This is a genomic window from Crossiella sp. NPDC003009 (assembly GCF_053591555.1).
Genome location: NZ_JBSFUA010000006.1, coordinates 1 through 14,157, shown reverse-complemented (window position 1 = coordinate 14,157; position 14,157 = coordinate 1). Strand labels below are relative to the sequence as shown.

The 14,157-nt window shown below is 71.0% G+C and carries 13 protein-coding genes; 7 read left to right on the top strand and 6 right to left on the bottom strand.

The genetic code is table 11. The features are described from left to right. Window positions 1–48: 48 nt before the first annotated feature. Genes ACWDY5_RS09065 through ACWDY5_RS09055 form a run of 3 tightly spaced genes read left to right on the top strand, consistent with a single transcriptional unit; the run spans window position 49 to window position 2,872 of the window. On the top strand, window positions 49–465 hold the full coding sequence (locus ACWDY5_RS09065) for an acyl-CoA thioesterase (RefSeq protein WP_449721732.1): 417 nt from the start codon (window positions 49–51) through the stop codon (window positions 463–465). 41 nt (window positions 466–506) lie between these two features. Then, window positions 507–1,643 (top strand): zinc-dependent alcohol dehydrogenase family protein, encoded by a 1,137-nt coding sequence (locus ACWDY5_RS09060; RefSeq protein WP_449721731.1) that lies wholly within the window; start codon window positions 507–509, stop codon window positions 1,641–1,643. After that, window positions 1,643–2,872 (top strand): cytochrome P450, encoded by a 1,230-nt coding sequence (locus tag ACWDY5_RS09055; RefSeq protein ID WP_449721730.1) that lies wholly within the window; start codon window positions 1,643–1,645, stop codon window positions 2,870–2,872. The genes ACWDY5_RS09060 and ACWDY5_RS09055 overlap by 1 nt, the downstream gene beginning before the upstream one ends. On the opposite strand, the gene ACWDY5_RS09050 is transcribed toward ACWDY5_RS09055, so the two are convergent. The 3 genes from ACWDY5_RS09050 to ACWDY5_RS09040 form a co-directional block, all read right to left on the bottom strand. Continuing rightward, window positions 2,861–3,448 carry a hypothetical protein gene (locus tag ACWDY5_RS09050; protein ID WP_449721729.1) on the bottom strand — a complete coding sequence of 196 codons (588 nt, stop codon included), beginning with the start codon at window positions 3,446–3,448 and terminating at the stop codon, window positions 2,861–2,863. The two genes, ACWDY5_RS09055 and ACWDY5_RS09050, sit on opposite strands and share 12 nt — an antisense overlap. Before the next feature lie 69 nt (window positions 3,449–3,517). Continuing rightward, window positions 3,518–4,429, bottom strand: coding sequence for a phytoene/squalene synthase family protein (locus ACWDY5_RS09045; RefSeq protein WP_449721728.1), 912 nt, complete (start codon window positions 4,427–4,429; stop codon window positions 3,518–3,520). Between the two features lie 110 nt (window positions 4,430–4,539). Beyond that, window positions 4,540–5,226 (bottom strand): hypothetical protein, encoded by a 687-nt coding sequence (locus tag ACWDY5_RS09040; protein ID WP_449721727.1) that lies wholly within the window; start codon window positions 5,224–5,226, stop codon window positions 4,540–4,542. 86 nt (window positions 5,227–5,312) lie between these two features. Between ACWDY5_RS09040 and ACWDY5_RS09035 the strand changes: the two genes are divergently transcribed. Next, a complete protein-coding gene (locus ACWDY5_RS09035) occupies window positions 5,313–6,140 on the top strand; it encodes a siderophore-interacting protein (RefSeq protein WP_449721726.1) in 828 nt (275 codons plus the stop codon). Between the two features lie 68 nt (window positions 6,141–6,208). Beyond that, window positions 6,209–8,617 (top strand): Tex family protein, encoded by a 2,409-nt coding sequence (locus tag ACWDY5_RS09030; RefSeq protein ID WP_449721725.1) that lies wholly within the window; start codon window positions 6,209–6,211, stop codon window positions 8,615–8,617. Window positions 8,618–8,700: 83 nt separating this feature from the next. Here the strand turns inward: ACWDY5_RS09030 and ACWDY5_RS09025 are convergent, their stop codons facing one another. Both ACWDY5_RS09025 and ACWDY5_RS09020 read right to left on the bottom strand, forming a co-directional pair. Continuing rightward, window positions 8,701–9,333 (bottom strand): GOLPH3/VPS74 family protein, encoded by a 633-nt coding sequence (locus tag ACWDY5_RS09025; RefSeq protein ID WP_449721724.1) that lies wholly within the window; start codon window positions 9,331–9,333, stop codon window positions 8,701–8,703. Continuing rightward, the gene (locus ACWDY5_RS09020; RefSeq protein WP_449721723.1) at window positions 9,330–9,797 is read right to left on the bottom strand and encodes a MarR family winged helix-turn-helix transcriptional regulator; all 468 of its coding nucleotides are present in this window, start codon (window positions 9,795–9,797) and stop codon (window positions 9,330–9,332) included. Before ACWDY5_RS09020 ends, ACWDY5_RS09025 begins: the two co-directional genes overlap by 4 nt. A gap of 131 nt (window positions 9,798–9,928) precedes the next feature. On the opposite strand from ACWDY5_RS09020, the gene ACWDY5_RS09015 reads away from it, so the two are divergent. Beyond that, a complete protein-coding gene (locus ACWDY5_RS09015; protein ID WP_449721722.1) occupies window positions 9,929–13,087 on the top strand; it encodes an efflux RND transporter permease subunit in 3,159 nt (1,052 codons plus the stop codon). 58 nt (window positions 13,088–13,145) lie between these two features. Here the strand turns inward: ACWDY5_RS09015 and ACWDY5_RS09010 are convergent, their stop codons facing one another. Further along, the gene (locus ACWDY5_RS09010) at window positions 13,146–13,622 is read right to left on the bottom strand and encodes a hypothetical protein (RefSeq protein WP_449721721.1); all 477 of its coding nucleotides are present in this window, start codon (window positions 13,620–13,622) and stop codon (window positions 13,146–13,148) included. Window positions 13,623–13,849: 227 nt separating this feature from the next. Between ACWDY5_RS09010 and ACWDY5_RS09005 the strand changes: the two genes are divergently transcribed. Next, window positions 13,850–14,157: MerR family transcriptional regulator (locus ACWDY5_RS09005; protein ID WP_449721720.1), on the top strand; the 308-nt coding region annotated here is incomplete at its 3' end.

Below are 14,157 nucleotides of genomic sequence, written 5' to 3'. Positions count from 1 at the left end.
GCGATCGCATGGTAACGATCGGCGGGAGCACAGGGCAAACTGACCCCCATGCGGGACGGATACGTGCAGTGGCTGACCATCCCCACCAGGTGGGGCGACAACGACGTCTACGGCCACGTGAACAACGTCGTGTACTACGCCTTCATGGACACCGCGATCAACACCTACCTGATCGCCGAAGGCGGCCTGGACATCCACGGCGGGCCCACCATCGGCCTGTGCGTGCAGTCCAGCTGCGAGTTCCGCGCGCCACTGGCCTTCCCGGACCCGGTGGAAGCCGGTCTGCGGGTGGCCCACCTCGGCCGCTCCAGTGTCCGCTACGAGATCGCCCTGTTCTCCCCTGGCGCGGACACCCCGGCCGCCGAGGGCACGTTCACCCATGTCTTCGTCGACCGCGTGACCCGCCGCCCCACCGAGATCACCACCCCGCTGCGCCCAGCCCTGGAGAAGCTCCTGCGCTCCTAGCTCGTTGCACTGGTAGAGAAGACGATCACCCAGGAGGTCGGATGAGTGGCGTGGAGCGTGTCCGGGCGGCGGTGCTGCGCGAGATCGGGGCCGAGGGACCCTATGCCGAGTCCCGGCCCCTGGACGTCGTCGAGCTCGCCCTGGACGGCCCCGGCCCAGGTGAGCTGCTGATCCAGGTCCGCGCCGCCGGGCTCTGCCACTCCGACCTCTCCGTGATCAACGGCTCCCGTCCCCGCCCGGTCCCGATGGTCCTCGGCCACGAGGCCGCGGGCGAGGTCGTCGAGATCGGCCCCGGGACCACCGGCTTCGCTCTCGGCGACCACGTCGTGCTCTCCTTCGTGCCCGCCTGCGGCCACTGCCCGCGCTGTCTCGGCGGCCGACCGGCCCTGTGCGAGCCGGGTGCGGCCGCCAACCGCGCCGGCCACCTGCTCAGCGGAGCCAGGCGGTGGCGTGACGCGGCGGGGGAGCGGCCGTTCCACCACCTCGGCGTGTCCGCCTTCGCCGAGTACGCGGTGGTCTCGGCCCGCTCGGCGGTGCCGGTGCCCAGGGAGCTGCCGTGGGAGACCGCGGCGCTGTTCGGCTGCGCGGTGCTGACCGGCGCGGGCGCGGCGCTGAACTCCGCCCGGATCGAGCCGGGGGAGCGGGTGGCGGTCTTCGGGCTCGGCGGGGTCGGGCTGGCCGCGGTGCTCGGCGCGCTGGTCGCCGGGGCCGGGCAGCTGGTCGCGGTGGACCTGGTGGAGAACAAGCGGAAGCTGGCCACCGAGCTCGGCGCCACCGACTCGGTCGCCGGCGGCCCGGACGCGGTGGCCGCGGTGCGCGAGCTGACCAAGGGCGGCGCGGACAAGGTCATCGACACCACCGGCAGCGTGCGGGTGCTGGAACAGGCCTACGCGGCCACCCGCCCTGGCGGCACCACGGTCACCGTCGGCCTGCCGCACCCCGACCACAAGCTCACCCTGCCCGCGCTCAGCCTGGTCGCCGAGGAACGCACCCTGCGCGGCAGCTACCTCGGCTCCAGCGTGCCCGGCCGGGACATCCCGCGCTTCGTCGAGCTGCACGCCGCGGGCCGCCTGCCCGTGCACCGCCTGCTCAGCCACCGCCTCACCCTGGATGAGATCAACACCGGCTTCGACCGGCTGGCCAGTGGCGAGGCGGTCCGGCAGGTGGTGACCTTCTGATGTCCCGCCACCTGCTGGCCATGCTGCGTGACCCCTACCGCGAGCTGACCCGCCTGCACCGGCAGCACGGGCCGGTGATCCAGACCGGGTTCCCGCCGCTGCGCTTCACCTACCTGCTGGGGCCGGCGGCGAACCAGTTCGTCTTCGCCAACTCCGGACTGTTCCGCTGGCGCGAGGCGTTCCAGACCCTGGTGCCGGTCGGCGGGGAGACCGCGCTGATCGTCAGCGACGGCGAACCGCACCGGCGCAGGCGGCGGCTGGTCCAGCCCGCCTTCCACCACCGCCACATCCGGGCGCACGCCGAGCTGATGCGGGCCAACGCCGACGCTGAGCTGGACACCTGGCGGCCCGGCCAGGTGGTCGACGTCTACCAGGCCTTCCGCGCGGTGGTCCGCCGCAGCACCATCCAGGCCCTGTTCGGCCCGCGCCTGGCCGCCGACGAACCCGAGCTGGGCAGGCTGCTGCAGATCGGCCTGGACCTGGTGGAACGCCCGCCGCTGGTGCAGCAGGTGTCCCCGCTGGCCCGCCGCCGCGCGGCCAGGGCACGGGCCGAGGTGGCCGACCGGGTGCGCGCGGAGATCACCCGCCGGGACCGGGACCCCGGGGCGGGCGATGTGCTGGCCCTGCTGGTCGCGGCCCGCGACGAGGACGGCGCGGGCCTGTCCGAGACCGAGGTGGTGGACCAGGTGATCAGCCTGATCGCCGCCGGGTACGACACCACCAGCGCGGCCATGTCCTGGGTGATCTACGAACTGGTCCGGGACCCGGCGGCGCTGGCGCGGGCGAGGGAGTCAGCGGAGTACCGGGAGTGGGCGGTCAACGAGGCCCTGCGGCTGTACCCGCCCGCGGTGGTCAGCGCCCGCAAACCGGTGCGCGAGTTCGACTACGCCGGGCACCGGATCCGCGCCGACGGGCTGGTCATCATCAGCCCCTACGTCACCCACCGGCTACCGGAGCTGTTCCCCGACCCGCTGCGCTTCGACCCGGAGCGCTGGGACCCGGCGCGCCCCGGCTACCGCAAGCCGGGGCCGCACGAGTTCCTGCCCTTCAGCGGCGGCGCGCACCGGTGCATCGGCGCCAGCTTCGCCACCATGGAGCTGACCGTGCTGCTGGACCGGCTGCTCCAACGGGCCGAGCTGGACCCGCCGACCGAGCCGGTCCGGCCGGTCACGCTGACCGCGATGCGCCCGAGGGGCGGCCTGCGGCTGCGGGTGGGCTCACTGGCCTGAGCCGTGCTCCGGCTCGTCGCTGAAGCCGAAGGTCAGCGCGAACACCGCCGAGGTGACGCCCCTGTTGCTCAGGCAGCCCGCCGCCAGGTGCTCCTGGAGCTCGGCGCGGTTGGTCAGGTCGCCGCTGACGGTGTAGCCGTCGAGCGTGCCACCGTCGAGCTCGGCCTCCGTGATCACCTCGAGGCCGTCGATCTTGAGCTCGACCTCCACCTTGCTGGGCGCGGTCCGGCCGCCGTCGGCGCGCACCCAGGCCAGGTGAGCGGTGATCTCCGCCTTCAGCTCGCCGCAGGTGCCCTCGCCTTTGCCTGCTTTCGGCACGGTGATCACCGCGCCGGTGATCTGCTCCCCGGCCTTGATCCCCACGCGGTTGTCCGTGCAGCTCGCGGTGGTGTCCTTGACGGTGATCTTGAAGTCGGCTTCCTGGGCCAGGGTGACGCCGGCGGACGTGCTGGCCACGGCCGCCGCGGCACAGGTGACGTCGGCGTCGGCCGGCTGCGCCAGAGCCGGTGTGCCCAGCAGCAGCAGCGAGCCGGTGAGGAGTGGGATGGACAGACGGGAAAATCCAGCATTATCCATGCCTTCGACCCTTGGGGGACTGCCCGGGACCGGCAACCCGGCGCCCGAGCGGTTCAGCACAACGTGTGATCAGGCCGCCTGGGAACGCGGCGCGGGCAGGTACTCCCGCAGCACCAGCGCGGCCTTGCGCCGGGTGCTCACCTTCGCCCTGGTGTCGAGCACCTCGTAGTCGCGGCGCTCGATCTCATCCAGGATCCCGGAGTACAGCGCGGTGGCCAGCCGGGAGGCCTGGCGGCTGCTGGGGTGCAGGTAGTCCACCCCGGCCGCGCCCAGCTTCCACAACTCCCGGGTGCGGGCGATCTCGAAGCGGACCAGCTCGCGCAGCGCCGGGCTGGTGGTGCGCGCGCCCAGGTCCGAGCGCGGCACGCCGAAGCGCTCCAGGTCCGCCAGCGGCAGGTAGCAGCGGCCCAGCCTGCGGTAGTCCTTGCTGATGTCGCGCAGGAAGTTGGTCAGCTGCATGGCCTTGCTGGTCGCGATGGTGTGCGCGGTGGCGGCGGCGTCCAGCGGCTCCAGGATCGGCAGGATCATCCGCGCCATGGACCCGTCCACCGCCTCCAGGTAGCGGTCCAGGTCGGCGAAGTCCTGGTACTCGGAGATGGTCAGGTCCATCCGCATGCCGCTGAGGAAGTTCTCCACATCAGCCAGGGCTATACCCCAGGTGTGCATGGTGTGACCGAGGGCTCGGCCGATCGGGTCGCCGCCCACCCCGGAGCGCAGGTCGCTCAGCAGCCGGGAGCTCCAGATCTCGAACTCCTCGGCCCGGTGCCGCGGATCGCCGCTGTCCACGATCTGGTCGGCGTAGCGGGCCAGGCCGTAGATGGCGCACATGTGCGGTCGCTTGAGCGGCGGGAAGAGCAGGTTGGCCGCCCAGAACGACCGGCCCTCCATGGTGATCAGCAACCGACGGCAGAACTCGTAGGACTCCCGAAGGACCTTGTTCTCGACCCCGGCCGCGTCCAGCGCCCGACTGTCCAGGTACACCGTTCGTCACCACCTTGCGTGAGGAGGGAAACGAAGATCAGCTACCTCTGACAGTAGGACGCCCGCGCGCCCCAGGCAGGGACAGGCGGGCGATGTTCACTGGATTGTGCTCAGCCGTGGGTACGGGCGTAGCGGCCATGCCACCGCTTGGGCTGGATCTCCTGCACCGCTTGCTCGATCCGCTTCGGCAGCCGGGTGAACGGCGGGAACGGGAACCGGTACCGGGTGTGCGGCAGGCCGGGCATCGGCGGCTCCTCCTCCACCCGCCACTCGTCCAGCGCCGGGTAGCGGGCCGGGAAGGCCGGGTCGGCGGGGAAGACCTCCAGGGCCTGGCGCTGCTCGGGGTGCACCAGGCTGGCGTGGTTGAACCAGGGTGCGGTGCCCACGCCGATCGCGCCGATCTCCGACCACGGGATGCGGTGCACCGCGCCGTCGCTGCGCCAGGACAGCGCGTCCCCGGTGGCGATCACGCCCCGGCCGCGCAGGGTGCCGCGGATGCTGAACACGCTCCAGATGAACAGCGCGGCGAAGAGCAGCTGCCAGACCCAGGTGAAGGTCCTGGCGTCGCCGTTGGCGATCACCGCCGCGCAGGCCACCGTGGCCAGCCCGAACACTGCGCCGGCCAGCAGCAGCCAGCGGGCGCTGGCCGCGCCGAAGTCCAGGTCGTAGGCCAGCGGGGTGGCGATCTTGGGGGCCGCCATCTTCCTGGTGGCCGACCGCTTGGTCGGGTCGGTGAGCACGGGATTCACCTGGGTGGGCGGGGCTTCCCGTTCCCACCCGCCACGTCGCCACTGCATGTCAGCGAATTCTACCGATCCGCCAGAACTGTCCCCAGTCAGGTGATCTTGGTAAGGTTAGGCTAAGCAACTTAGGTGGGGGTTCTGTGAGCACTGAGGCGCTGGACCGGTCGACGATCCGTCCGTACACCATCTTCCACGTCGCGGTGCGGCGCGTGGTCCAGCTCTCGCCCAGCGTCCGCTTGATCACCTTCGGCGGACCGGATCTGGCCGGCTTCGCCAGCGGCGGCAACGACCAGCGCTGCAAGGTCTTCTTCCCGCGCCCCGAGCGCGCCGACTTCCGGCTGCCGGCCCGCGGCGGCGACTGGTACCAGGAGTACCTGGACATCGACCCGGACATCCGCCCGCCGATGCGCTCCTACACCATCCGGCGGCACGATCCCGAGCGCGCCGAGGTCGACATCGAGTTCGTGCTGCACGGCGAGACCGGCCCCGCCTCGGCCTGGGCGCTGCGCGCCGCCGAGGGCGACCGGGCGGCCATCTGCGGACCGGACGCGCGGCACTTCCCGGTGCTGGGCAACGAGTTCCACCCGCCGGCTGACACGGACTTCCGGCTGCTGGCCGGGGACGAGACCGCGCTGCCCGCGATGATGTCCATTGTGGAGGCTCTCGGGCCTGGCGAGCGCGCGGTGGTCTTCGCCGAGGTGCCCGACCCCGGCGACGCGCGCCCGCTGGACACCCTGGGTGAGGTCACCATCAGCTGGTTGCCGCGGCAACCAGGCGCTGCGGCAGGGCAGGCGCTGCTGGCCGCGGTGCGCGCCGCCGAGCTGCCAGCCGGGCTGCCCTACGCCTGGCTCGCGGGGGAGAGCGAGCTGGTCAAACAGCTGCGCAGGCACCTGGTCCGGGAACGCGGCCTGGACAAGCGGCGGATCTACTTCTCCGGCTACTGGCGGCACGGCGGCGTGCTGGAGTGAGCCCCGGCCGGGCACGTCACGGGGGGTAGTTGCGCCGCCCGAATCCGTCGTCAGGCAGGCTGTCACCCGTGACCACCTCGATTCATCAGCGGATCGCCGAGGAAATCGGTGTGCGGGAAGGGCAGGTGCGATCGGCGGTCGAGCTGCTCGACGGCGGATCCACCGTGCCGTTCATCGCCCGGTACCGCAAGGAAGCGACCGGCATGCTCGACGACGCGCAGCTGCGCACGCTCGAGGAGCGGTTGCGCTACCTGCGCGAGCTGGAGGAACGGCGCGCCGCCGTGCTCGACTCGGTGCGCAGCCAGGGCAAGCTGGACGAAGCGCTGGAAGCCCAGATCCTCGCCGCGGACTCCAAGGCCCGGCTGGAGGACATCTACCTCCCCTTCAAACCCAAGCGCCGCACCAAGGCGATGATCGCCCGCGAGGCCGGGCTGGAGCCGCTGGCCGACGGCCTGCTGGACAACCCGGAGACCGACCCGAAGGCCGCCGCCGCGGTGTTCGTCGACGCGGACAAGGGCGTGGCGGACGTGCAGGCCGCGCTGGACGGGGCGCGCGCCATCCTGGTCGAGCGCTTCGGCGAGGACGCCGACCTGATCGGCTCGCTGCGTGAGGACATGTGGTCCCGCGGCAGGCTGGTGGCCAAGGTCCGCGAGGGCAAGGAGACCGACGGCGCCAAGTTCGCCGACTACTTCGACTTCGCCGAGCCGTTCACCAAGCTGCCCTCGCACCGCATCCTGGCCATGTTCCGCGGCGAGAAGGAGGAGGTCCTCGACCTCACCCTGCAGCCGGAGGAGCTGGCCGAGGACGCCCCGGCCGGGCCGAGCCGGTTCGAGATCGCCATCGCGGCCAAGTTCGGCGTCGAGGACAAGGGCAGGGCCGCGGACAAGTGGCTCACCGACACCGTGCGCTGGGCCTGGCGCACCAAGATCCTGGTGCACCTGGGCATCGACCTGCGGATGCGGCTGCGCCAGGCCGCCGAGGACGAGGCCGTGCGGGTGTTCGCGGCCAACCTGCGCGACCTGCTGCTGGCCGCACCGGCCGGCACCCGCGCCACCATGGGCCTGGACCCCGGTTTCCGCACCGGTGTGAAGGTCGCGGTGGTCGACGCCACCGGCAAGGTGGTCGAGCACGCCACCATCTACCCGCACGTGCCGCAGCAGCGCTGGGACGAGTCGCTGGCGGTGCTGGCCAGGCTGGCGGACAAGCACAAGGTCGAGCTGATCGCCATCGGCAACGGCACCGCCTCCCGCGAGACCGACAAGCTGGCCGGCGACCTGATCAAGCAGTTCCCGCAGCTGAAGCTGACCAAGACCACGGTCTCGGAAGCGGGCGCCTCGGTCTACTCCGCCTCGGCCTACGCCTCCGCCGAGCTGCCCGAGCTGGACGTCTCCATCCGCGGCGCGGTCTCCATCGCCCGCCGCCTGCAGGACCCGCTGGCCGAGCTGGTCAAGATCGACCCGAAGTCCATCGGCGTCGGCCAGTACCAGCACGACCTGTCCGAGGTGAAGCTGTCCCGCTCGCTGGACGCGGTGGTCGAGGACTGTGTGAATGCCGTCGGCGTCGACGTCAACACCGCCTCCGCCCCGCTGCTGACCAGGGTATCGGGCATCGGCGAGGGCCTGGCCGAGAACATCGTGCTGCACCGCGATGACAACGGCCCGTTCCGCTCCCGCAGCGAGCTGAAGAAGGTCGCCCGCCTGGGCCCCAAGGCCTTCGAGCAGTGCGCGGGCTTCCTGCGCATCCCCGACGGCGACGACCCGCTGGACTCCTCCAGCGTGCACCCGGAGTCCTACCCGGTGGTGCGCCGCATCGCGGGCGCGGCCAAGCTGGAGCTCAAGGAGCTCATCGGCAACACCCGGGTGCTGACCTCCTTGCAGCCCAAGGACTTCGTCGACGACACGGTGGGCCTGCCCACGGTCACCGACATCCTCAAGGAGCTGGACAAGCCCGGCCGCGACCCCCGCCCCGCCTTCCAGACCGCGGTCTTCAAGGAAGGCGTGGAGAAGATCGCCGACCTGCAGCCGGGCATGATCCTGGAAGGCCAGGTCACCAACGTCGCGGCCTTCGGCGCCTTCGTCGACATCGGCGTGCACCAGGACGGCCTCGTGCACGTCTCGGCGATGTCCCGCACCTTCGTCAAGGACCCCCGCGACGTGGTCAAGTCCGGCGATATCGTCCGGGTGAAGGTCCTGGAGGTCGACCCGGCCCGCAAGCGGATCTCGCTGACGCTGCGGCTGGAGGACGAGCCGGAGAAGAGCGGCGGCGGCAACCCGCGCGAGTCCCGGGGCGGCGGTCGTCCGCAGGGCGGCGGCAACCGCGGTGGCGGTGGCGGCCAGCGTGGCGGTGGCGGTGGTCAGCGCGGCGGCTCCGGCGGCGGCCAGCGTCGTGACGGCGGCGGCTCGGGCGGCGGCAGCATGGGTGGGGCCATGGCCGACGCGCTGCGCCGGGCAGGCCTGGACAAGAAGCTCGGCCGCTGACCCAGCGAACGGGAACGGCCGGCACGCGCCAGGGGAGACCCTGACCGCGTGCCGGCCGTTCTTTGCACCGGGTGCTGGCCGGGTCAGCCGCCTCCGCCGTGGACGGCGGCGGAGTGGGCGGCTTTCAGGCCGTCGATCACCTTGCGCAGCGCCGGGCCCGCGGGGCCGATGGCCGCCAGCAGCTCCTTGATGTGCGCCTTGTGCTGCCGCCGCTCACGCGCGGTGAGCACCATCCGCAGCTCCCCGGTCGCGGCCAGCGCGGCCAGCGCCGTCTCCGCCGCCGCCCCCGTGCGCTCCTCGATGACCACGCTGCGCACCCGCTCGCGCAGCCGCTCCCGCCCCACCGCGTCGTGCACCGTCACCTCGTCGACGGGAAACAGGCCCAGCGCCCGCCGCTGCCGGACCGAGATCGCGCCGGTGCGGGCCAGGCCCGCCTGCACCTGCTTGAGCATCGGGCGGTGGTTCCGGGACACCCAGGCCCGCCACTTGCGCGGCTTGTCCCGGCTGACCTCGGCGAGCACCTCGTCCAGGAGCTGGTCGCCGGTCGGCTTCACCGAGTCGGTGGTGGGGCGGTCGTCGGCGTCGGTGAGCCTGCCGCGCAGGACCAGGTCGGTCAGGGCGGCGGCGCGCAGCACCCGGCCGAGCTTGTCGCGTTCAGGCACCCGGCGCCGCTCCGGGTCGCAGGCCAGCAGGTACAGCTGTTCGGGCAGGTTCACGTTGAGGTCCCCTTCTCCTCGCGGGCCAGCTCCACCAGGCGGCGGATGACCCGGTCCAGGGCCATCAGGTCCTCGGCGTCGAGCCGGTCCAGTAAGCCGCGGAAGTGGGTGGAACCCGCATCATCCAACCGCGCGATCAGCTCGTGTCCCTCTTTCGTGGGTTCGATGCGCCGGATACGCCGGTCGTTGGGATCCTCGCGACGTTGGACGTAGCCGTGTGCCACCAGACGGTCCACCAGCCCGGTCACGGTGGCGGGGCTGACCTTCAGCTCGTGGGTCAGTTCTTGGCTGGAACGGGGGCCCTGGATGGACACCACCAATAACAGCCGCAGCTGCTGCATGGTCAGGTTGATCGAGAACAGCGGGTTGCCGTGGTCGGAGGCCGCCAGCGCGCGCAACTGCCGCTGGGCGGCCATCAGGGAGTCGATCAGCTGCGACCGCTCCGCAGGCAACTCCTCCGGCAACTCTGCTCCTCGGCCTCGGCATGCAACGTTCTTAATGCGGGTACCGGACGTTAACAGGCCCACACCACATAGACCCTTCGGGTGAGGCAGACTATTAGCACCAGGCTGAATACCCAACTCAGGAGACGAGCATGACTTCGCTGGCCAGGCTGAGCCTTGCCAACCGGGCGCTGATCGCGCTGATCGCGATAGTCGCGGCGGCATTCGGGGCGTTCGCCATCCCGTCTCTGAAACAGGAGCTGCTGCCCTCGCTGGAGTTCCCGGCGGCGACCGTGGTGGCCAGCTACCCCGGTTCCTCGCCGGAGCTGGTCGAGGACCAGGTGAGCATCCCGGTCGAGAACGCGGTGCGCGGGATCAACGGGGTGGACAAGGTCACCTCCACCTCGCGCGAGGGCTCCTCGACGGTGCAGGTGCAGTTCCAGTACGGCACCGTGGTCAGCGACGCGGTCAACGACATCCAGCAGGCGCTGAACCGGATCGGCAAGCAGCTGCCGCAGGACGTCGAGCCGGAGGTGATCGTCGGCTCCACCGACAGCCTGCCCGCGGTGGTGCTGGCCGCCTCGGCCGACGGCGAGCTGCGGGACCTGGCGCAGAAGCTGGACCGCAGTGTGGTGCCTGAGTTGCAGCGGCTGCCGGGGGTGCGCGAGGCCACGATCACCGGCGCGCCCAAGGAGATCGTCACCATCACCCCGGACACCGCCAAGCTGCTGGCGGCTGGCCTCGCCCCGACCTCGGTGGCGGAAGCCTTGCGCGCCAACGGGATCTCCATCCCGGCCGGGTCCATCACCGAGGGCGACAAGTCGCTGTCGGTCCAGGTCGGACAGCAGCTCGGCTCGCTCAAGGACCTGCAGAACCTCTACCTCACCCCGAGCGCGGGCGGTGCGGGCGGCGGTGGCGGCCCTGGTGGCGCGGCCAACCGCGCGGCGAAGCCGGTCAAGCTCGGCGAGGTGGCCGCGGTCAAGGAGAGCCAGGCCCCGGCCAGCTCGCTGACCCGCACCAACGGCAAGGAAAGCCTCGGCATCTCGGTCACCCTGTCCCCGGACGGCAACGCCGTCGACGTCTCGCACGCGGTGCGGGACAAGCTGGGCAGCCTGGCCGAGTCGGTGGGCGGCAACGCCAAGCTGGACGTGGTCTTCGACCAGGCGCCGTTCGTGGAGAAGTCGGTGGAGGGCCTGACCACCGAGGGCGCGCTCGGCCTGGGCTTCGCGGTCATCATCATCCTGATCTTCCTGCTGTCCATCCGCTCCACCCTGGTCACCGCGGTCTCCATCCCGCTGTCCCTGGTGATCGCGCTGATCGTGCTGTGGACCGGCGACCTGTCGCTGAACATGCTCACCCTCGGCGCGCTCACCATCGCGGTCGGCCGGGTGGTGGACGACTCGATCGTGGTGCTGGAGAACATCAAACGACATCTGGGCTACGGCGAGGAGAAACGCGAGGCGGTGCTCGACGGCGTGCGCGAGGTGGCCGGCGCGGTCACCTCCTCCACGCTGACCACGGTCGCGGTGTTCCTGCCGATCGCCTTCACCAGCGGCATGGTCGGCGAGCTGTTCGCCCCGTTCGCGCTCACCGTCACGGTGGCCCTGCTGGCCTCGCTGCTGGTCGCGCTGACCATCATCCCGGTGCTGGCCTACTGGTTCCTCAAGCCCAGCGTGCTGCCCGAGGACGAGGAAGAGGCCCGCGAGGTGCTGCGGGCGCAGGTGGAGAAGGAACGCCGCGGCTTCATGCAGCGGATGTACGTGCCGATCCTGCGCTGGGTCACCAAACGCCGCTGGCTCACCGTGATCGCCGCGGTGCTCGTCTTCGGCGGCACCCTGGCCCTGGTTCCGCAGCTGCAGACCAACTTCCTGGACTCCTCCGGCCAGAACACCATCTCCCTGCAACAGAAACTGCCCATCGGCAGCAGCCTGCAGGCCACCGACGCCGCGGCCAAGAAGGTCGAGGAGGTGCTCAAGGACACCCCCGAGGTCAAGACCTACCAGGTCAACGTCGGCTCGGCAGGCGGGTTCGCGGCCTTCGGCGGCGGCGGTGGCAGCAACTCCGCGACCTACTCGGTGACGCTCAAGGACGATGTGGACACTCCCGCGGTGGAGAAGAAGCTGCGCGAGCGCACCAACGAGCTCAGCGGCGCCGGTGACATCACCGTCGGCGCGGGCGGTGGCGGCGGTGGCGGCCTCGGCTCGACCAACCTCGAGGTCAACGTGCAGGCCTCCGACCCCGGTGCGCTGCGCACCGCGGCCGACCAGGTCACCGACACCGTGCGGAGCATCAGCGGGGTCACCGACGTGGCCAGCGACCTCGGCGACAGCGCTCCGCGGGTGCAGGTCACCCTGGACCGGGAGGCCGCGGGCAAGGCCGGGCTCAGCGACCAGTCGGTGGGCCAGCTGCTCGGGCAGGCTTTCCGGGGCGCCACGGTCGGCCAGATCTCGGTGGACGGCAAGCGCCAGGACGTGCAGCTCACCGGCGGCGCCGCGCCGGAGAACCTGAACCAGATCAAGGCGTACCAGCTGCTCACCGCGGGCGGTCCGGTCCGGCTGGACTCGGTGGCCGAGGTCAAGCAGGTGGACGCCCCGGTGCAGATCAAGCGAATCAACGGTTCCCGCAGCGCCACGGTGAAGGCCACCCCGGTCGGCCAGAACCTGGGCGAGGTCACCACCCAGCTGCGCCAGAAGCTGGACGCGCTCAAGCTGCCCGGCGGCGCGAGCTACACCATCGGCGGCGTCAGCGCGGAGCAGCAGAAGGCGTTCTCGGACCTCGGGCTGGCCCTGCTGGTCGCGATCGCCATCGTGTTCGTGATCATGGTGGCCACCTTCCAGAGCCTGGTCCAGCCGCTGATCCTGCTGGTCTCCATCCCGTTCGCGGCCACCGGCGCGATCGGCCTGCTGCTCATCACCGGCAAGGCCCTCGGCGTCCCGGCGCTGATCGGCATGCTGATGCTGGTCGGCATCGTGGTGACCAACGCGATCGTGCTGATCGACCTGATGAACCAGTACCGCAGGGACGGCCTGAGCGTGCGGGAAGCGGTCATCGAGGGCGGGCGGCACCGCCTGCGCCCCATCGTGATGACCGCGGCCGCCACGATCTTCGCGCTGATCCCGATGGCGCTGGGCCTCACCGGCGGCGGCGGGTTCATCTCCCAGCCGCTGGCCATCGTGGTGATCGGCGGCCTGGTCTCCTCCACGGTGCTGACCCTGCTGCTGGTGCCGACGCTCTACACGATGGTGGAGAACGTCAAGCAGCGCAGGCAGGACCGGCGGGCCACGGACGAGAAGTTCGCGCACATGAGCTGAGCGCGGACACGACAGCGGCCGGTTCTCCCTGGGGAACCGGCCGCTGTCACGTGTTCGGCTAGCGGGTGCCAGCGATGATCTTGGCGATCTCGTCCATGAGCTTGCTGAGCACCTCGTTGACCTCCTTCTCGTGTGCCTTGTGGAAGGTCAGCAACTTCGGCGCGAACTCGCAGAACTTCAGCACCAGCTCCCGGAAGTCCTTGGTGCCGATCAGCCCGGCCGCGCCCTCGCTGGTGATGTCCTTGCAGATGTCCGCGCTGAGGATCGCGGCCAGCCCGAACTGGGCCGCGGCCAGCTCCGCCGGCGCGCCCTCGATCTTCTGGAGGTCGCCGAGCGCCTTGTCCGCCGCCGCGCCGAGTTTGGTCACCAGTTCCGGCTTCTCCTCGTCACACAGGTGCGCGGCGGCATCGGCCAGCCGCAACACCGCCGTGATCGGATCGACCTCCGCCGGCGCCGGTGCCGCGGCTGCGGTGCCGGTGAGCCCGCCCATGAGTACCGCGACGACCAGCGTGAGCTTCTTGACCTGCGAGAACATTGGGTTCCCTCGCTTTCCCCGACTGCCCTCGACGCTAGGAGCACCAGGTGGGGCGGGCAGCACGAGCAACGGTGGCTCACCCGTTCCAGCGGTCGCGCGGTCTAGAGAACTTCGCTTGCACCTGCCGTAGCGGCATGTCTTGCACCTGCCGTAGCGGCATGTCTTGCACCTGCCGTAGCGGCATGTGCTGTCCTTGGCGGCACCACAGCACGAAAGGTTCCGTTGCGATGTACCCCTCCGTCACGCCGCCCCGTCAGGTCAAGATCGGTGACGCGGCCGCCTTCGCCGGAACGACCCCGCGCGCCATCCGCCACTACCACCAGATCGGTCTGCTTCCCGAGCCCGAGCGCGGCGGGGACGGCCGCCGCCGCTACGGCTACGACGACATGATCCGCCTGCTGTGGATCCGCAAGATGGCCGAGGCCGGCATCAGGCTCGATGACATGCGGGCCGCGTTCGACGAAACCCGGGACATCCAGGAAAACCTGGGCCGCCTGGCCGAAACCCTGGCCGCCCAGGAGGCCGGCATCAGGCA

What these genes read in the sequence shown, in the direction of transcription:
- ACWDY5_RS09040 (WP_449721727.1), bottom strand. Translation starts at nt 5,226, where the DNA reads ATGCAGTGGCGACGTGGCGGGTGGGAACGGGAAGCCCCGCCCACCCAG.
- ACWDY5_RS09065 (WP_449721732.1), top strand. Translation starts at nt 49, where the DNA reads ATGCGGGACGGATACGTGCAGTGGCTGACCATCCCCACCAGGTGGGGC.
- ACWDY5_RS09055 (WP_449721730.1), top strand. Translation starts at nt 1,643, where the DNA reads ATGTCCCGCCACCTGCTGGCCATGCTGCGTGACCCCTACCGCGAGCTG.
- ACWDY5_RS09060 (WP_449721731.1), top strand. Translation starts at nt 507, where the DNA reads ATGAGTGGCGTGGAGCGTGTCCGGGCGGCGGTGCTGCGCGAGATCGGG.
- ACWDY5_RS09010 (WP_449721721.1), bottom strand. Translation starts at nt 13,622, where the DNA reads ATGTTCTCGCAGGTCAAGAAGCTCACGCTGGTCGTCGCGGTACTCATG.
- ACWDY5_RS09050 (WP_449721729.1), bottom strand. Translation starts at nt 3,448, where the DNA reads ATGGATAATGCTGGATTTTCCCGTCTGTCCATCCCACTCCTCACCGGC.
- ACWDY5_RS09015 (WP_449721722.1), top strand. Translation starts at nt 9,929, where the DNA reads ATGACTTCGCTGGCCAGGCTGAGCCTTGCCAACCGGGCGCTGATCGCG.